14 protein-coding genes are annotated in these 17,602 nt (G+C 60.8%); 8 read left to right on the top strand and 6 right to left on the bottom strand.

The features are described 5' to 3' along the window. Positions 1-298 precede the first annotated feature (298 nt). From VNT00_RS08000 to VNT00_RS07985, 4 genes are all read left to right on the top strand, one after another. A complete protein-coding gene (locus VNT00_RS08000; protein WP_325586236.1) occupies positions 299-1,255 on the top strand; it encodes a LysR substrate-binding domain-containing protein in 957 nt (318 codons plus the stop codon). Positions 1,256-1,580: 325 nt separating this feature from the next. Then, the gene (locus tag VNT00_RS07995; RefSeq protein WP_325586234.1) at positions 1,581-3,065 is read left to right on the top strand and encodes a carboxylesterase/lipase family protein; all 1,485 of its coding nucleotides are present in this window, start codon (positions 1,581-1,583) and stop codon (positions 3,063-3,065) included. A gap of 34 nt (positions 3,066-3,099) precedes the next feature. Next, entirely contained in the window at positions 3,100-4,353 is a 1,254-nt protein-coding gene (locus VNT00_RS07990) for an MFS transporter (RefSeq protein WP_325586232.1), read from the top strand. A 264-nt stretch (positions 4,354-4,617) separates the two neighbouring features. Continuing rightward, positions 4,618-5,766: a porin gene (locus tag VNT00_RS07985; RefSeq protein WP_325586231.1), complete on the top strand. Its 1,149-nt coding sequence runs from the start codon at positions 4,618-4,620 to the stop codon at positions 5,764-5,766. 26 nt (positions 5,767-5,792) lie between these two features. On the opposite strand, the gene VNT00_RS07980 is transcribed toward VNT00_RS07985, so the two are convergent. Both VNT00_RS07980 and VNT00_RS07975 read right to left on the bottom strand, forming a co-directional pair. Then, positions 5,793-6,425, bottom strand: coding sequence for a Vgb family protein (locus VNT00_RS07980; RefSeq protein WP_325586229.1), 633 nt, complete (start codon positions 6,423-6,425; stop codon positions 5,793-5,795). 90 nt (positions 6,426-6,515) lie between these two features. After that, the gene (locus VNT00_RS07975; protein WP_325586227.1) at positions 6,516-7,751 is read right to left on the bottom strand and encodes a helix-turn-helix domain-containing protein; all 1,236 of its coding nucleotides are present in this window, start codon (positions 7,749-7,751) and stop codon (positions 6,516-6,518) included. Positions 7,752-7,981: 230 nt separating this feature from the next. On the opposite strand from VNT00_RS07975, the gene VNT00_RS07970 reads away from it, so the two are divergent. Then, positions 7,982-8,581 (top strand): NUDIX hydrolase, encoded by a 600-nt coding sequence (locus tag VNT00_RS07970; protein WP_325586225.1) that lies wholly within the window; start codon positions 7,982-7,984, stop codon positions 8,579-8,581. 2 nt (positions 8,582-8,583) lie between these two features. Here the strand turns inward: VNT00_RS07970 and VNT00_RS07965 are convergent, their stop codons facing one another. Both VNT00_RS07965 and VNT00_RS07960 read right to left on the bottom strand, forming a co-directional pair. Next, the gene (locus VNT00_RS07965; RefSeq protein ID WP_325586223.1) at positions 8,584-9,897 is read right to left on the bottom strand and encodes a malonyl-CoA decarboxylase domain-containing protein; all 1,314 of its coding nucleotides are present in this window, start codon (positions 9,895-9,897) and stop codon (positions 8,584-8,586) included. Positions 9,898-9,957: 60 nt separating this feature from the next. Next, positions 9,958-11,184 (bottom strand): MFS transporter, encoded by a 1,227-nt coding sequence (locus VNT00_RS07960; protein WP_325586221.1) that lies wholly within the window; start codon positions 11,182-11,184, stop codon positions 9,958-9,960. A gap of 126 nt (positions 11,185-11,310) precedes the next feature. Here VNT00_RS07960 and VNT00_RS07955 point away from each other — a divergent pair, with 126 nt between their 5' ends. Further along, positions 11,311-12,090: an AraC family transcriptional regulator gene (locus tag VNT00_RS07955; RefSeq protein WP_325586219.1), complete on the top strand. Its 780-nt coding sequence runs from the start codon at positions 11,311-11,313 to the stop codon at positions 12,088-12,090. Between the two features lie 356 nt (positions 12,091-12,446). Further along, a complete protein-coding gene (locus VNT00_RS07950; RefSeq protein WP_325586217.1) occupies positions 12,447-14,168 on the top strand; it encodes a tannase/feruloyl esterase family alpha/beta hydrolase in 1,722 nt (573 codons plus the stop codon). A 46-nt stretch (positions 14,169-14,214) separates the two neighbouring features. On the opposite strand, the gene VNT00_RS07945 is transcribed toward VNT00_RS07950, so the two are convergent. Both VNT00_RS07945 and VNT00_RS07940 read right to left on the bottom strand, forming a co-directional pair. After that, positions 14,215-15,096, bottom strand: a complete 882-nt coding sequence (locus VNT00_RS07945) for an alpha/beta hydrolase (RefSeq protein WP_325586215.1) — start codon at positions 15,094-15,096, stop codon at positions 14,215-14,217. After that, a complete protein-coding gene (locus VNT00_RS07940) occupies positions 15,093-16,262 on the bottom strand; it encodes an ABC transporter substrate-binding protein (protein ID WP_325586213.1) in 1,170 nt (389 codons plus the stop codon). Before VNT00_RS07940 ends, VNT00_RS07945 begins: the two co-directional genes overlap by 4 nt. Positions 16,263-16,554: 292 nt before the next feature. On the opposite strand from VNT00_RS07940, the gene VNT00_RS07935 reads away from it, so the two are divergent. After that, positions 16,555-17,559, top strand: coding sequence for an aldo/keto reductase (locus VNT00_RS07935; protein WP_325586211.1), 1,005 nt, complete (start codon positions 16,555-16,557; stop codon positions 17,557-17,559). The last annotated feature ends 43 nt before the right edge of the window (positions 17,560-17,602 follow it).

Here is a 17,602-nt window from a genome sequence, read left to right as displayed (position 1 = left end):
GGTACGTTCTGGATTTTTAGGCTTTGTGAAGAGAGACGAGATGTCGAGTTTACTGATTGAGATGACCGACCGCAGAGGGGTTGTCCATCCATTCGAGTATCAAGCAGGTTCGAGTTTGATGCAGATGTGCCGGTCCCGTGGGCTGGGCGCCCTGCCAAGCAAGGTTTACACTATTTGGGTATGCACAACCCATTGAGAATAAAGCGGCACTGAATTTTTGATTGAGTCCTGGTGGGTTTATCACTTGCCAGGGCTTTTTGTCGTTTGTATTTTTCTCTGAATCTTGAAAAGATGATTGATGACGAAAAGACTCAGTGCTGAACAGTTCGGGCCTGAACGGCTGAATCAACTTACCGGCGCGGCTGATGACTTGATGCTGCTGGTGGAAGTCATCGACGCGGGGGGATTCAGCGCCGCGAGTGTGCGCACCGGGGTCCCGAAATCGAGATTGAGCCGTCGCATTGCGGCTCTCGAAGAGAAGCTTGGCGTCAATCTGCTGTTGCGCAACTCCCGCAACTTCGAGGTAACCGAAATCGGCGAGCAGCTCTACCAGCACGGGTGTATTGTCCGCTCGGAAATGCACGCTGCGATGACGCTTGTGCACGATACGCAAGGCGAGCCCGGTGGTACCTTGCGCGTTGCTTGTCCGATTGCGCTGGTGACGGAGGTCGTTGGCCGTGTCGCGGCTGATTTCGCGCTGGCTTACCCGCGTGTTCGCCTGTGCTTGACTACGACCATGGGCACGCTGGAATCACAGACCAAACATGCCGACCTGGTGTTATTGCCATCGGCCAGGGACCTGCCCGATTCGGACATGATCGTGCACCGGGTGGCGCTGGCCAGATATGTATTGGCTGCGACGCCCGCCGTCGTCGAGGCTGCCGGCCATCCTGCACATCCGGAGGCCTTGTCGGGGATGGACGCGATTGGCTGGGGAAGCACGGACGAGTCTACGCGGTGGCATCTGGTGGGCCCGAATAACGAGCGGGCGGATTTCGAAGCTCGAATCCGCTTTTCCAGCGACAACCTGATAATGATTCACGAGGCGGCGCTCGCCGGCCTCGGCGTTGCGCGTTTGCCGGAAATTCAATGTCGCCGCCATGTCGAGCAAGGGCAATTATGCGTGGTCATGCCGGGCTGGGCGCCGCCTCCCATTTCCATTTATGCGCTATATGCTTCACGCCGACATATCAGCATCGCGGGAAAATTATTCCTGAATGAACTGGTAAAGCAATTTCAGGCATTGACGCCCTGAGTCAGCCAGGCGCTATATAGGCACGACGTGGGTAAGACGGCCTTCTATGGGCCGAAACCGTTAGCGCGTGTTTGCCGCCGCAGGGCCCGGTTCCCGTCACCATAGTTCTCAACGATTGGCAGGCACGCCATACAGCGATGCCATGGCTAAGCGCGTCGGTGCTCTTCGCGGGATCATCGTTGCAGAAACAGGATTTTGTGTTTGGGTTTTATGTCTTGTGTGGATCCGCTCTGGATGATTAGATTGCGATGTTAATAATGAAAACATTATTAGAAGAAAGAGGGCCTGGAAGTGCCCTGCCGCAACATCATAGGAGAGAGCTACATTGGACAGCAAAGATATCGTTCTGGATATCCCATTGGGTAAGTTGCGTGGCAACGACCACGATGGGGTCTTGTCTTTTCACGCCGTGCCATATGCGAAGCCACCGCTAGGCCCATTGCGTTTTTCTCCCCCTGCTCCCGCGGAGTCATGGAGTGGCGAACGCGATGCGCGGCAGCCTGGCCCTGTTCCACCCCAGAGACCTTCACGAATAGAGGTGTGCACCGGCCCCGTGGAGATGCCTCAGAACGAGGATTGCCTGCATCTGTCGATATGGACGCCGTCAGTGGGCGGTGCCGGTAAGCCGGTGGCTGTTTGGCTGCATGGCGGCGGATTCATTACCGGAGGAGGCTCCTTGCCATGGTACGACGGGGGCAGGCTCTCTCAAGAAGGCGATATCGTTGTCGTCACCGTCGGCTATCGCATTGGCGCGCTTGGGTTTCTTTGTGTGCCGGGCGTTTCTCCAGGGAACCTGGGTTTGCGTGACCAGCTTGCCGCGCTGGAATGGATCCGGGACAACATCAGCCACTTTGGCGGCGATCCAGAGAGTATTACGGTGATGGGGCAGTCGGCTGGCGCCATTTCCATTGCTTTGTTGCAGGCGCGGCAAGAGCCCGGTGTGCCGCTGGCGCAGCGCGCGATTTTACAGAGCACGCCTTTGGGTCTGGTGTTGTACGACAATGATCAGGCACAGGAGATAGGCCGGGTATTTCTTGATGCGCTGGGCATAGACGATGCCGCACCCAACGCCCGCGAGGAAGCTTGCAAGGCTTCGGTCGAGGCTATTCTTGATGCGCAAACGATTGCGTTCAAGTATGTGGTGGCGCAGGCCGAGCCTGGAAGCACTTCGGCGCTGCCATTCATCCCCGTGGCTGACGGCGATTTTTTGCCAAGCCCGGACAAAATGGATGATGCCATGCGCAGGGCAGCCGGTGAAATGGATGTGTTGATCGGCACGACCCAGGAAGAAAGCAATATCTTCTACTACAGGCAGGATCTGGCGGCATTGACGGCGGTGCCCATGCCGGCGCCCGATCAAGAGAGGCTCGCCGCGCAGCGCTCCGGCGCTTCGCATGCGCAGTTGCTCATGGATTATTCCACAGAGCAAATGTTCCTGAAGCCGTCATTGGAATGGGCATTGCAGGCCAGTGAACAAGGGCAGCGGGCCTACTCTTATCTATTCACCTACCCTTCGCCCGACAAGGATCTCCTGTCGACACATTGCCTGGAGCTGCCGTTCGTGTTTGGGACCATGGGTGCGTTTGACAAGGCTCCCATGGTGGCCGGGATGGAGCCGCAAAAGGTGGAAGCTCTTTCCGCTGCCATGCGGGCGAGCTGGATTTCCTACATTCGTAGTGGAAACCCGCAAGCATCCGCGTTGCCGTGGCCTTCTTTCCGTTCGGCGTGCCGCGCCACGATGAGATTCGGCGAGGTTTCGGGCGCCGTTGATTTTCTGGGGCGCCTGGATACGCCCGAGGACTGCGCGTAAACAGCACTTGAACCCATGCCTATCAGGAGCAACCATGATCAATAGTTCTGCGTTGAGCGCGCCAAGCGCGGCCATGTCGGCCGCAGCGCGGTGGCGTCTTGTGATTATTGCCTTCATCACGATTGTATTGGACGGGTTCGACACCACGTCCATCAGTTTCGTTGTGCCAACTTTGGCCGTTGAATGGGGACTTCCGCCAGCGGCATTTACGTCTGCCTTCGTCACAACAAGCGTGGGGGCTGTCGTGGGCTACCTTGCCAGTGGTTCCCTGACAAACCGGCTTGGCCCACGAACGGCTATTTTGTGCAGTGTTCTGGTTTTCGCGCTGGGGTCTTTCCTTACCGTCCTGGCGCAATCCGTATTCATGCTGGCGACCTTGCGCTTGATTACCGGCATCGGGCTGGGAATGGTGCTTGCGCCGACCATAGCCATGGCAACAGAAAACTTTCCAGCACATCGCCGTGAATTCATTACCATTTTGATTGTGTCGGGTATTGGTTTTGGCAGCGTGCTGGGCGGTGTTTTCGGCGGCCGCCTGATTGCAGCCCATGGGTGGGCCTCCATCTACTGGGTGGGCGGGTTCCTGCCGCTGTTGCTGCTGCCTATTCTCTGGTTCGGATTGCCGCGCGGCGGCATGGGCGGCAACAAGCAGCCGAGCCCTGCGGCAAAAGGAACGGTGCGTAGTTTGTTCGCAGGGCCGTTAGCCGGTAGTACAGCGCTTTTGTGGATATTCTCGTTTTCCATATTTACCGCGTTGTACGCCCTGGTGCTGTGGATGCCGACGCTATTGCTGGGTTTCGGATTCGCGCCTCGCGAAACTGCGCTGGGCGCGGCCAGCATGGGGGGAGGAGGACTATTGGGTGTCATGCTGCTCATCCCGCTTTTCTCTAAATTCGGGACGGCGCGCGTACTTGTTCTTGCATCGTTTCTGAGCATGGCAGCCATTGTCGCAGTCAGTTATGGCCATTGGGATCGTGCGGGCCTGCTACTGTTGATTGCGCTTATTGGGATGGGCTTGCAGGCAGGAACCATGGGGCAAAGCGCGCTTGCGGTAGGCATTTATTCTGGTGCATCCAGGGCTACCGGAATCGGCTGCGCGGCGGCCGCGGGCCGCATCGGTTCGATTGTCGGGCCCGCGATTGGAGGGCTTCTGCTGTCCCTGAAGGTTTCAACGCAGGGTGCAATATTGGCTGCCTGCATCCCGATTCTTATCGGAGCCGTTACCGCCATGGCCATCCACTATCGGCGCGGGCGCGCGGCTTCGCCAGCCGTGAGCGCAACATCTTGAAGTGCCGTGGGAGCCTTGCGTGTAATGATGCGCTGGCTCCAGCTTTGAAAAGCCACGCTTTGGCCTATGAACAGTCTATTAGATAAAACCTCATAGCGCTGCTGCAATAGCGATTTACCCATGATCATCGATAAGCCGTCTCAGTGCGGCTCGGGATAGTGTTGCCGTTTGGTTTGGAGAAGGCAGGACTTCTCCGGGCATGGCTTTTTTTATTGATGATGTTCAAAACAAGAACAAGCGTTTTATTACCCAAGGAGAACAGTGATGAGATTCAAAATTGTAGCGGCAGGATTGGCGTTGGCCTTTTCGGCGGGCGCCCAGGCTCAGGCTCAAGACGGCGTGACACTTTATGGCGTGATCGACACGGGCATTCAATACGCCAACAACATCGGCGCCACCAAGTCGAGTTCCGTCTACTTTCCCACGTTGACGTCTTCATGGCCCTCTTATTGGGGTTTGCGCGGCCGGGAGAAGTTGGCGGACAACCTCAGTGCCGTCTTCAACCTGGAAGCCGGCTTTGCTCCCGGCACGGGAGAAAGCCAGCAAGGCCGCTTGTTCGGCCGCCAGGCATGGGTCGGCCTGAAAGGCGATTGGGGGCAGGTCGCGTTCGGCGATCAATACAACATGTTGTTCTGGGCACTGGCCAAACCGTCGAACGTCATGGGGCCGAATGCCCATGGGTTCGGCACTCTTGACTCCTATACCCCCAATGCGCGCATGAATAATTCCGTGACATACCGCGGAAAATGGGCCGGGTTTGATTTTGGTCTTGCTTATGCCCGGGGGCGGGATACCGTCAATGGCGGGCCGGCCGTGCTTGGCGGCAATCCGGGTGCAAGCAATTGCGGTGTGAACTACGCTTCAAACACCGACTGCCGGGCCTATTCGGCTTTGCTGGCCTACGATTCGGCAAGCTGGGGGTTTTCCACGGCCTACGATGTGATCACTGGCTCGGACAGCCCCAGCTTTACACCTAATTTTTATCGATTGGGTTCGGGCGAGAAAGATCGCCGCATTGTTGTAAGCGGCTATGCCAGGCTCGATGCCGTCACCGTGGGGCTTACTTATATGAATCGTAAAAGCGAGGGCGCCATCGGGGTCGGCCAGGGCCTGGGCGACCGTAGCGATCTTTGGAGCCTGGGTGCTTCCTGGCGCCTGACCCCGGCTGTTACGCTCGATGGCAGCGTGAGCTATATGCGCTATGGCAACGCAACAGAAAGCTCCCGTTCAATGTTCTATGTGGCGCGTGCGAAGTATGCGCTTTCGAAGCGTACGTCCACTTACGTCTCGGTTGGCTATATGCAGAACAAGGGCAATGCCAACCTGGCCGCCGCAGGTGGCGCTGTCAACACGAACCCTGCGCCGGGCCAGAGCCAAACATCAGTAATGGTTGGATTGCGCCACGATTTCTGAACAAGCGCCGGCTTTCAGCCGGCGCGTCAATCGGGTCTTGCCACCACCCTGATCAGGCCGCTGCTGCTGCCCCCGCAGAAGAAGCGGTCTTCGCCGTTGGATTCCAGCCCCGAGACGGCTGTTTCAGGCGGCATGTCTATGGTTTCCAGGACCTCGCCGGTCTCGGGGTCGAGCCGTCGCAGGTCGCTGGTTCCGTCTTCCCAGGTGCCGTGCCAGAATTCGCCGTCTACCCACGTTACGCCGGTTACGTAGCGGTTCGAGGTAATGGTTCGTAGCACCTTGCCGGTTGCGGGGTCGACCTGGTGGATGAGCCTGTCCCGGTATTGCCCTACCCACAGGCTGCCTTCGGCCCAGGCCAGGCCGGAGTTGCCGTCGGAGCTTGGGGCGGGAATGGTGGCGATTACGCTGCCCGTTGCCGGGTCGATTTTTTGTATATGCCCGTCGGCGATCTGGAAGAGGTGCTTGCCGTCGAAGGCCGTGCCGGCGTCCGCGGCAACGTCTATGGATTGTGCCGCGCTTCCGCTATCGGTATCCAGCGCCTTCAATGCGCCGCCTGTCGCGAACCAGACATGCCGGCCGTCGAAGGTCAGCCCATGCACGGCGTCGACGCCCTCGAAAGGGCCGTATTCACGTAGGATTTTTGCGGTGGAGGTTTTCATGATGTCGTCCTCGTCGTTGGTGGAAAGAACAACTTCATCCTAATCGTCCGGCGGCGGGACGGGGAGTAACAATGTTGTCGCGAGCCGCGGTCAAGGTGTGGCCTCGACAGCGGCAACCGGCGGAACAGGGAGCAACAGTGTCGTCGCGAATCCGGGCAGGGGCGGAATCAGCCAGCGTCGAGCGCGTCCGTGGCCGAACGACTGCACCTTGCCGCCCGCAGCCAGGGCGTCGAGCGCCCGCTGTACGGTACGCTGGCTGGCGCCCAGGGCAAGCGCCAGGGACGAGCTGGACCACGATTCGCCATCGGCCAGCAGGGCCAGCACGGCGGCGTGCCGGTCTTCCACGAGGCTCGCCAGCACGGCAACCTTGTTCGAACCGTGCGGAATCAGGGTAAAACCCCGCCGCGTGGCATCGATGCCGGCCAGGGGGCGGAGCGCTTTTCTCAGGCGGCCGATTTCAACGCGCAGGCGCGCGCGGTGTGTTTCATCGGGAGTCTTGGTTCGAAATGCGCCGGCAATAAGCGCTTCTCTCGAGGCATCGGCAGGCCAGGCTTGCGCCAACAGCCGTGCCAGCGAGAACAGTACCGGGCGGCTTGCCAGCGGAATCACGGTTTCTTTATTGCCGACCGTATTGCGGCAGGCATTCACGATGAGCGTGGTCGTGGCCGATAATTCTTCCACCTCCTCGAGCAGCAGGGGTTTGTCCTGGCCATGCGCAAGCAGGCGCGCGGCGGGACGTTTCAGGGTGCGCAGCGCGTGTTCGGCTTCCGCCATCAAGCCGGGAATTTGTGAGCGAAGCGCGGCTTGCCGGGCCTGGGTCAATGCGGCATGCGCCGCTTTTATGCGCAAGCGGCGCATCGAGATTCCCGCAACGATCAAATGGTGGACGGCTTTGGACGCCGGCGACAGGGATTCGAGAGGGAGAGAGCCGATGATGTGTTCTGCTTCGTCGAGCCGGCCTGAAAGTAGCAGTCGCCGCGCCTCGAGGTGCCGCGCATGGGCGGCGTTTACCTGGTCGCCATGCGTGTCCAGGACGGCTTGCGCGCTATGCAGCGCCTTGGCCGACCAGGCCAGGTCGCGCGAAGCCAGTGCGATCTCGGCCTGGGCGACGACGCATCTGGCGCGGGCCAGCGGCTGCCTGGGGCCGAAGGCGCGTATCGCCTTGCGCAGCAGTGTATTGGCAAGCTCGAGATCGCCAAGTTGCGCAACGGCGATGCCGCGCAGCGCAAGCGCGGGCGCGTCGTCGCGCAGGGCGACCAGGTTAAGCGCACCAAGCGCGTCGCCCGCCGTCAAGGCATGCGCGGCCCGGGAGATCAGCAAGTCCATAAGTATTCCGCCATTTTTCTACCCCGACGATAGGCATCGACGTATCGCGCGGCGCCGAGCGCCAAGCCTAGTATGCTATTGCCCGGCTGAGGATGTGCGGGCGGCTTTGCTGTTGTTGCGCCGCTGTTGCCGCACGCTTCCCCTTGGATCTGGTTGTTCGTCTTTGCTCAAGTGAAACGAATCCTGTGGTGGTAAGCTGAACGGCTCCCAACCATTCGATGTCCTTCGCCATGACCGACTCCGCCGACGCCCACCTTGTTGAAACCCTGATCGAAAGCCAGTCCTTGTGCGACGGCAGTTTCCTCAAGGCACGCCGCGACAGGGTTCGCCTGCCCGATGGGGGCGAGTCCAGCCGGGAATACATCGTGCATCCGGGGGCGGTCGTCATCATCCCTCTGCTGGACGACGATACCGTACTGCTGGAGCGCCAGTTCCGCTACCCGGTGGGCCGCGTCATGACGGAGTTTCCGGCAGGCAAGCTCAACCCGGGCGAAGATCCCCTGGAGTGCGCCAGGCGCGAGCTGCTGGAGGAAACCGGCTTTGCCGCCGGCCAGTGGGCGAAGGCGGGTGACATGCATCTGGCCATGGCCTATTCCACCGAAGTCATCCACATCTTTTTCGCGCGCGGCCTGGTGCAGGGCCAGCAAAATCTGGATCAGGACGAGTTCCTGGAGGTGCGCACGGCCTCGGTGGACGAGGTTTTCGAGGCCTGCCGCAGCGGCGGCATTACCGATGCGAAGACGCTGACGTGCGCCCTGTGGCTGCAGAACTGGCGTTCAGGCGCATGGCAACTGGATTGGCGGGATGCCGAAGGCGGTGTTGTAGAGTAAGGCTAGGGCAGCAGCCGCTTCAGGTTGCGTCCCAGGCTGGGTTTGCCCGCGGTCAGTTGCACCAGGTTCTGGTCCAGTTCGTCCAGGTCGTACAGATAGTTGACCATGAGGGCGCAGGACTGTTCCAGGCCCTTGGCCGAGCGGTCTGCGGCCCAGTTGACGCGTTCCATGCGGGCGCCGTTTTCCAGGTGGAAGCGGGCCACGGGGTCGATGGGCCGCCCGTTCTTCATGGTGGTCAGGTAGTGCGCGGCCAGCCTTAGGCCGGCGTTCTGCACCAGCTCGGGGGCGGCGCCCACGGCCGCCTTTCGCAGCTTTGCCACCCACCGCGCCCCGGCCTGGTTGTCGGTGCGCGTTTCGGTTTCGGTGCGATTGTGCAGCAGCGCCTGCAGGGTTTGGTTGTCCTGTTTCTTGAGCCAGTCGGTGAACCCGGGTATGGGCGAAAGCGTGGCAAAGGATTTCAGGCGGGGCATTTCGCGCAGCAGTTCGTCCACGACGCGCTTGAGCAGGAAGTTGCCGAAGCTGATGCCGCGCAGTCCGGGCTGGGTGTTCGAAATGGAATAGAAGATGGCCCAGCGCGCCTTGTTCAGGCTTTCGGCCGGGGTTTGCGGGTCGAGCAGCACCTGCACGTTGTCCGCCATTTGGTGGGCGAACGCCACTTCCACGAAGATTAGCGGCACGTCGCTCATGCGCGGATGAAAGAAGGCATAGCAGCGCCGGTTGTCGGCCACCCTGTGCTTGAGTTCGTCCCACGAACGGATTTCGTGCACGGCTTCGTACTGGATGAGTTTTTCCAGCAGCGAGGCGGGCGAGTCCCAGGTAATGGGCTTGAGCTCGAGCATGCCCACGTCGAACCAGTTCGACAGCAGGGTTTCGAGTTCGCGTTCAAGGACCGTAAGGCCCGCCACCTGGTTGCGCCAGCGCAGCATGTCGGCGCGCAGCTCGACCATGAATTGCAGCCCGGCCGCCTGCATATTGAGCCGGCGCAGCAAGAGCAGGCCCTGGTCGGCCCGCGGGTCGAGCGTGGCGCCGGTCTCGACCAGTTGGGTCAGCATCGCGCGCCGGTCTTTGCCGTCCGCGGCGCCGTATTGCAGGCACCATTGCTTGGCCGCGCGGTTGGCGCCGACGTCGGTCAGCCTGGCCGTATACAAGGGCTTGAGTTCCGCCGGGGTGAGCCTGCGTTCGCGTTCCCACCAGCGCCCAAGCCGGGTGATCAGCCCGGAAGATTCTTGCGTCTTGGAGGCGGGCCGATCGGTGTCGTCGTCGGCGCGACCCGGGGGGGTGTTGCTTGCGCGTGCAAGCGTGTGCAGCTCAGTCATGGAACTACTCCTAAGCGGTCAAACGGCGCTGTTTGCGGAGTCGTTCCGGCTGATGCGCGGCTACGACCTGAAGCGCCGTCCTTCGTTCGGCAGCAAGAATGCTGTGACGCCCAACAGAGGCAGGAAGGCACATACATGATAGACGAACTCGATGCTGGTTGCATCGGCCAGACTGCCCAGCGCCGCGGCGCCGATGCCGGCCATGCCGAAGGCCAGGCCGAAGAACAGCCCCGAGATGGTGCCGGTTTTGCCGGGCACCAGTTCCTGCGCATAGACCAGGATGGCCGAGAAGGCCGAGGCGATGATGGTGCCGATGATGAAGACCAGAATGATGGTCCAGGTCAGGTTGACGTAGGGCAGCAGCAGCGCGAAGGGCGCGGCGCCCAGGATGGAGCCCCAGATGACGCGCTTGCGCCCGATGCGGTCGCCAACCGGCCCGCCTACGACCGTGCCCAGGGCCACGGCGAACAGGAAGACGAACAGGCAGTACTGGGCGTTCTGGATCGAAACGCCGAAGCGGTGGATGAGGTAGAACGTGAGGTAGCTGGTCAGGCTGGCCAGGTAGAAGTATTTGGAGAACACCAGGACCAGCAGCACGCTCAGGGCCTTCATGACTTGCGGCCGCGCCAGCCCCGTTTCGACCTTGCCCAGGCTGGCACGGCCGCGGCTGCTGGTCAGGTGGCGGGCATACCAGCGGCTGACCTGGCTGAGTATGACGATGGCCAGCAGGGCGCCCAGGGAAAACCAGGCCACGCTGCCCTGGCCCCGGGGCACGATGATCAGTGCGGCCAGAAGTGGTCCGATGGACGAGCCCAGGTTGCCGCCCACCTGGAAGATGGATTGCGCCAGGCCGTGCTGGCCTGCGGAAGCCATGCGCGCCACCCGGGACGATTCAGGGTGGAAGACGGAAGAGCCCATGCCTATCAGCGCTGCGGCGACGACGACACTGGAAAAGTTCCAGGCCTGCGACAGCAGGATCAGGCCGCAGAAGGTAAAGCCCATGCCTATGGGCAGGGAGTAGGGCTTGGGCCGCTTGTCGGTGAAATGCCCTACCAGCGGCTGGAGCAGTGACGCCGAGAACTGGAACGCCAGGGTAATGAAGCCGATCTGCGTGAAGCTCAGGTCGAAATTGCCCTTGAGCACGGGGTATAGCGCAACCAGCACCGACTGCATCATGTCGTTGAGCAGGTGCGTGACGCTGATCGCCGTCAGCACGCGGTAGGCGACGCCGGAAGTTTTATCTTGGGAGGGGGATGAGTGAGGGGCCGGAATGGCGGCTTCGGTCATGATGAATACTCATTGTGGCAAGGACGGTATGGTGGAAATATACGCAAGCGGCTGGTGTCTGTCTTTAGAATATAAGACAATCATCATTGAATTTCAGCCATCCCATCGGCCCCACGGAATAACGCCATGCCCATGCCTCCCCATCAGCATCTGGACCGGATAGAAAACACCGATCGCGACGTCGTCGCCTTCTTGGCCAACTACCCCGGCGACCAGATGGTAGAGATCCATTCGCACCGGCGCATACAGCTGCTGTACGTCAAGACGGGCACGTTGCAATTGGAAACCCGGTTCGGCGCATGGGTGGTGCCCCCCGGCTTCGCGGTATGGATTCCACACGACGTTCTGCATCAATTGCGCATGCTCAACGCCACCACCCATAATCTTTATTTCAGGAAGAAAACCGTTGCCAAGCCTCTTGAGAAATGCCAGGTGATCGAGGTTTCGCCCTTGCTGAAGGAGTTGATAGGCGCGGCTGTTGCCGTGCCCCCGCTTTACGACCAGGACGCCCGCGACGGGCAACTGATGAAGCTGCTGCTGCAGGAGGCGGTGATGCAGCCGGTGGTGCCGCTGCACTTGCCCATGCCCCGAGACGAGCAGTTGGCCCGGCTGTGCCAGGCCTTCTTCAAGGCGCCGACCCAGGCCTCCAGACCGGCCGACTGGGCCAGGCAGTTGCACGTCAGCGAGCGCACCTTCTATCGCCGCTTTGTGGCGGGCACCGGCATCACCTTCGTCAATTGGCGCCAGCAGGCTTGCGTGTTCGCCGCCATGGCGCGGCTGTCGCTGGGCGACAGCGTGACCAGCGTGGCCCTGGACATGGGCTATGAAAGCCCGTCGTCGTTCTCGACCATGTTCCGGAAAACGACGGGACGGCCGCCGAATCTGTATATCCATAGCCAGGAATGAGCAGGGTGGCGCCAGGCCACGGCTAACGGTTCATACTCCTTGCCGCCGGCCATCGCCACGGCTTTCCCTTCGTGCCTATCTGTCCGTCCAAGCGCGGGAATCCTCGCGCTTTTATCCGTGCCTGCCACCGTCCGCCCCGCGTGGATTACGGGTTTTCCAGAGCATTGCATAGTCTTGACATCAAATAAGTTGCCAATATAGTATGAGCGCAATATCAGCTTACCTGATATTGCGCTCATAAATAATACTTACTTCGCCTGCACGAAGGAGGTAGATATTCCAGAAGCGCATCAAAGCGCTCATTGCTTGCAGAAGCTGAACCACAAATCATTACTAATAACAGCCGGAGACACAGCATGAAGAAGCCTCTTACCCTGGCCACCCTGGCGGCATTGGCCACATTACTGTATGGATGCAACGGCAGCGATTCACCCCCTGCCTCGCCTCAGCTTAGTTGCGCCGATATCACCACGGATGCGTTGGCCATCCCCGGGCTGGTCATTACCAGCGCCACAGCCAACGGTGCCACGGCGGCCGATTCTTCGCAGGCGGCCATGCCTGCTCATTGCCAGGTCGATGGCTTTCTGAACAAGCGCAAAAGCGATGTCGACAACCAGCAGTACGCCATCGGCTTTGAGCTTCGTCTGCCCAACGATTGGAACGGCCGCTTCTTCTTCCAGGGCGGCGGCGGCACGGATGGCGCGGTCAATCCTGCCGTGGGTTCCCTGCCAGGCGATGGCCAGACCACCAACGCGCTAAGCGAAGGCTACGCCGTGGCGAGCACCGATGGCGGGCATGAAAGCGTCGACGACGGCACTCCGGTAGGAGGGGCTTTGTTCGGTGTAGACCCGCAGGCGCGAATCGACTATGGCTACAATGCCGTGGGCGTAGTGACCGACGTTGCGCAAACCATCATCGAGCGTCATTACGATAAGCCGGCTGATCATTCTTACTTTGTCGGATGCTCCAACGGAGGCCGGCAGGCCATGGTGGCAGCCTCGCGTTTTGCCGACAAATACGACGGCGTCATCGCGGGCAACCCAGGCTTCAATTTGCCGAAGGCCGCGCTCGAGCACGCCTGGGACAACCAGCAGTTTGCCAGCGTTGCACCCAAAGACCCCAGTAACGGCCGGCCCATCATCGAGCAATCTTTTACCGTGCAAGACATGAAGCTGGTAGCCGGAAAAGTATTGGCCAAATGCGATGCGCTGGACGGTTTGACCGATGGTCTGATTCAGAACTCCGCGGCTTGCCAGGCGGCCTTCGATCCGGTTCAGGAGTTGGCCTGCACAGGCAGCCATACCACTGTCGGTACTGACTGCCTGGGCGACACGCAAAAAGTTGCGGCCCTCATCAAGGTTTTCAGCGGTCCCAGCAACTCTCAAGGCAAGGCGCTATACGCCGATTGGCCTTGGGATGCGGGTGTCGGAGACATGGGCTGGCGCGTCTGGAAACTGGCGATGCCTTATCCGAACCCCGATCCCACCATCCCGAATTCCATTATTGCCACCATGGGAGGCGCATCGTTGCCCTACGTCTTCATGACGCCCCCTGTGCAGATTTCCGGCGCCGGGCACGGGATTATCGATTATTTGCTGGGCTACAGCTTCGACACTGACGCCCCTGGCATTTATCGTACGACGGGCGTTTATTCCGAGTCGTCAATGGGGTTCATGACCCCTCCCGATCTGAACTTCAGCAAGTTCAAGGACAAGGGCGGGAAAATGATTGTCTACCACGGCAACAGCGATCCGGTGTTTTCGGTGCATGACACCATTCAATGGTACAAAAATCTGAGTCAGGCCAACGCCAACGCCAAGGATTTTGCCCGCTTGTTCACTGTGCCAGGCATGAACCATTGCAGTGGCGGCCCCGCCACCAGCCAGTTCGACATGCTCAGCGCTTTGGTCAACTGGGTGGAAAAGGGTACGGCGCCTGAGCAGATCATTGGCAAGGCACCACCCGCCAGCACGCTGACCGATGTGGAAAGCCGCCCATTGTGCCCTTACCCGCAATATGCCAAATACAATGGCGGCGATCCCAAAGTGGCGTCCAGCTTCAGTTGTGTTGCTTCTTAGATAAGCAGGTGGCCGGCCGCCTCATCCCGTTTGAGGCGGCTTGCCGTTAGCCCCGCTGTAGCACCATGTCGAACGTCGCCTGGGAAAGATCGCTGTCGGGATCGCACAGCTCGCACAGCAGGTCGAAGTGGTTGCAATGCGGGGTTTCAACGCGTCGCACGTTCAGGCCTTTTTCACGGCAGGCCGCTTCGTAGGAGTAGGTCTGGTTCTTGAAGCCGTCGGTTTCCAGGCCGCCCACCGCCAGTACGACGGGTACATCCTGGGCCGGCAACTGAAACAGCGGGCTCAGCCGCTGCGCCTGTTCCGGATGCAGTTGCAGCCATTCGTTGACGTAGATATCGCATAGCGGGCGAAGGTCGTACAGGCCGCTGAGGCTGAGCACGCCTTTGACCGCATCGTCGGGAAGCTGGTATTGCCCTTGCCAGCCGGCCGCGCCCAGCATGGCCGCCAGATGGCCGCCGGCCGAGCTGCCGCCCACGTGGATGCGGTTGCGGTCCACGCCGTAGGCGGCGGCGTTGTGGTACAGCCAGGACACGGCGCTGCGCACTTCGCGGACGGTTTCCGCCAGGGTGGCTTCGGGCAGCAGGGTGTATTCCAGCGTGCAGACGGCGATGCCGGCATTGGTGAATGCCTTGGCCATGATGGGCGCGTCATCCTTGGCCTGCGAGTGCCAGTAGCCGCCGTGGATGAACACGAAAAGCGGCGCGGGCTGCTGGTGATGCATCGCCGGAAAGATGTCCAGCCGTTCGGCGGCGCCCTGGCCGTAATGCAGGTCGTAGATACCCGCGCATTCGCGTTTGGCGATGTCGGCCAGCCGGGTGTACTCGCGCACGCAGGCGTCGAAGTCGGCCACCGAGGCGCGCGCGTTGTATTGCGTGGCCCGTTCCTGCTGGCTGGCGAAGACCAGTTCGTGTCCGTGCTGTGTCATGGCTTGAGCGGGCATTGGCCGGCAAAGGTGTCCTTGGCTTCGCTGAGCACCTTGCGCACGACGAAGGGCATGAGATTGCCTTGCGCATCCGGCTTGATCTGCATGAGGTAGTAGTCCTGGATGGGGTGGTGGTTGGTGTTGAAGCTGAAGTTGCCCCTTACCGACTTGAAATCGGCCTTGTACAGCGCGGCGCGGAAATCGTCGGCGCGCGACAGGTCGCCGTTCACGGCATGCAGCGCGGAAGCGATCAGGTTGGCCGTGTCGTAGGCCAGCGCGGCATAGTGGGTGGGCACCCGTCCGTAGGCCTTCTCGAAGGCTTTGACGAATTCGTGGTTTTGCGGGTTGTCCAGCTCGGGCGACCACAGGGCCACGGTGTACAGCCCATTGGCCGCGGAGCCCGTGGCCTTGATCATGCGCAAGTCCATGGAAAAGACCGGCAGCACCATCGGTATGTTTTTGCTAAGCCCGGAGTTGGCATACTGCTTGGCGAAATTGATGCCCGCGCCGCCCGGCTCGAATTCATAGATGGCGGCCGGCGCCAGTTCGCGCAGCCGGGCCAGCTCCACCGAGAAATCGGACTGGTCCAGCTTGGTGTAGATTTCGGCATCGACCTTGCCTGTGTAGGTGCGCTTGAAACCCTGCAGCGCTTCGCGGCCGGCCTGGTAGTTGGGCGCCACCAGCGCCACGTTCTTGTAGCCCAACTGGTCTACCGCCACGCCCGCCGCCGCGTGCATTTGCGTGTTCTCGAACGAAGCGACAAAGTAGTTCTTGTTGCATTTGGCGCCGGCAAAGGGCGAAGGTCCGGGATTGGTGCTGACGTAGAACGCGCCGTGCTGCAGCACGGTCGGGGCGACCGCCGTCAGCACATTGGAAAAATTGATGCCGGTGAACAGCTTTATGCCTTCCTGCAGCATCTTGTCGGCCGACTGCTTGCCCGAGCCGGGTTTCAGGCCGTCGTCTTCGACCACCACGTCAACCGGCACGCCGCCCAGCTTGCCGTCCTTGATGGCCAGGTTGAAGGCGTCGCGCGCATCTTCGCCGATATAGCCGGCGGGCGTGGACAAGGTGGTGATGAAGCCGATTTTCACGGGGGCCTGTGCCGCGCAGGCGCTGCCGGCGCCCAGGATGGCTGCGGCAACGTAACCCAAAGCTAGCTTTCGAAGCATATTGTCTCCTTGATTCGAGCCCGAGCCGGTTTGGGGCGGCATGGACTATTGAATCCAATTGATTGAAATGTATGGATTTTTACGAAGATTCAGCGCCAGAGCCTCTGGGAGACGCAGGCCTGTTCCGTAAAAAAGCTGAAGCGAATGCCCTTCCCGCGTCTTCCGGCTTGCTTCTTAATTTTCGAAAGTTTATTTCTTTTTATAAAAAACGACAAGACCGGCAGGCCGTGTCAGCGGCGCCAACCCCGCTCTTATAATGGTTGGCATTGAACGGCTTCAAGGAATCTCGACAATGCAGCGACGCCAACTGGGTTCATTTTCCGTTTCCGCCATCGGCCTGGGCTGCATGAATTTCTGCCATGCCTACGGCGCGCCGGTTTCGTTTGAGCAGGCCGAGCGTGTGCTGCTCTCGGCCCTGGACGCCGGCATCACGCTGTTCGACACGGCAACGCTATACGGCTTCGGTGCCAGCGAAACCCTGGTGGGCAAGATCCTCGGCTCGCACCGCAGCCGCTATACATTGGCCAGCAAATGCGGCATGCAGGGCGTCGATGTGGCGGGCGACGGCAAGCTGGTGCGCGTCATCGACGGCCGGCCCGAAACCCTGAAAGCCAGTTGCGAAGCCAGCCTGAAGCGCCTGCAAACCGACGTCATCGACCTGTATTATCTGCATCGCTGGGACAAGCAAGTGCCCATCGAGGACAGTGTGGGCGCGCTGGCCGACCTGGTGCGCGAAGGCAAGATCCGCAGCATCGGCCTTTCGGAAGTCTCGGCCGCCACCTTGCGCCGCGCCCACGCCGTGCACCCCATTGCCGCCTTGCAGACGGAATACTCGCTATGGACGCGCAACCCCGAAATCGCTGTGCTCCAGGCATGCCGCGATCTGGGCGTGACCTTCGTGGCGTTCAGCCCCGTGGCCCGCGGATTCCTGTGCGGCGAACCCATTGTCGTGGACGAACTCTACGCCAAGGACATTCGCCGCAGCATGCCGCGCTTCGCGCCGGACAACTACGCCGCCAACCTGAAGTTGCTGCCGCCTTACATGGAAATCGCCCGCGACGCAGGCTGTTCGCCCGCCCAACTGGCCCTGGCCTGGCTGCTGCACCGCGGCGGCGACATCATCCCCATTCCCGGCACCACCAGCGAAGCACACCTGAAAGACGACGCCGGCGCCGCCGAGGTCAAGCTCAGCGCTGAAACCATGGCCCGCCTCGACACCCTGATCAACCAGAATACCGTCGCCGGCGGCCGGTATACCGAGCAAAGCGAAAGCGAGGTGGATACGGAGAGGTTTTGAGTGGGGGCGGGGGCGCCCGTCCCCCTTTGGCTGGTCGAAGGGC

The sequence above is a fragment of the Eoetvoesiella sp. genome (assembly GCF_035555955.1).
GTDB lineage: Bacteria > Pseudomonadota > Gammaproteobacteria > Burkholderiales > Burkholderiaceae_B > Eoetvoesia.
Note: the sequence above shows the minus strand (reverse complement) of the source record. Positions and strands in the feature narration are given on the sequence as shown.

Excerpts from the sequence above, each read along its gene's own strand:
- VNT00_RS08000 (WP_325586236.1), top strand. The coding sequence starts at position 299 with ATGACGAAAAGACTCAGTGCTGAACAGTTCGGGCCTGAACGGCTGAAT.
- VNT00_RS07990 (WP_325586232.1), top strand. The coding sequence starts at position 3,100 with ATGATCAATAGTTCTGCGTTGAGCGCGCCAAGCGCGGCCATGTCGGCC.
- VNT00_RS07985 (WP_325586231.1), top strand. The coding sequence starts at position 4,618 with ATGAGATTCAAAATTGTAGCGGCAGGATTGGCGTTGGCCTTTTCGGCG.
- VNT00_RS07980 (WP_325586229.1), bottom strand. The coding sequence starts at position 6,425 with ATGAAAACCTCCACCGCAAAAATCCTACGTGAATACGGCCCTTTCGAG.
- VNT00_RS07975 (WP_325586227.1), bottom strand. The coding sequence starts at position 7,751 with ATGGACTTGCTGATCTCCCGGGCCGCGCATGCCTTGACGGCGGGCGAC.
- VNT00_RS07970 (WP_325586225.1), top strand. The coding sequence starts at position 7,982 with ATGACCGACTCCGCCGACGCCCACCTTGTTGAAACCCTGATCGAAAGC.
- VNT00_RS07965 (WP_325586223.1), bottom strand. The coding sequence starts at position 9,897 with ATGACTGAGCTGCACACGCTTGCACGCGCAAGCAACACCCCCCCGGGT.
- VNT00_RS07960 (WP_325586221.1), bottom strand. The coding sequence starts at position 11,184 with ATGACCGAAGCCGCCATTCCGGCCCCTCACTCATCCCCCTCCCAAGAT.
- VNT00_RS07955 (WP_325586219.1), top strand. The coding sequence starts at position 11,311 with ATGCCCATGCCTCCCCATCAGCATCTGGACCGGATAGAAAACACCGAT.
- VNT00_RS07950 (WP_325586217.1), top strand. The coding sequence starts at position 12,447 with ATGAAGAAGCCTCTTACCCTGGCCACCCTGGCGGCATTGGCCACATTA.
- VNT00_RS07945 (WP_325586215.1), bottom strand. The coding sequence starts at position 15,096 with ATGACACAGCACGGACACGAACTGGTCTTCGCCAGCCAGCAGGAACGG.
- VNT00_RS07940 (WP_325586213.1), bottom strand. The coding sequence starts at position 16,262 with ATGCTTCGAAAGCTAGCTTTGGGTTACGTTGCCGCAGCCATCCTGGGC.
- VNT00_RS07935 (WP_325586211.1), top strand. The coding sequence starts at position 16,555 with ATGCAGCGACGCCAACTGGGTTCATTTTCCGTTTCCGCCATCGGCCTG.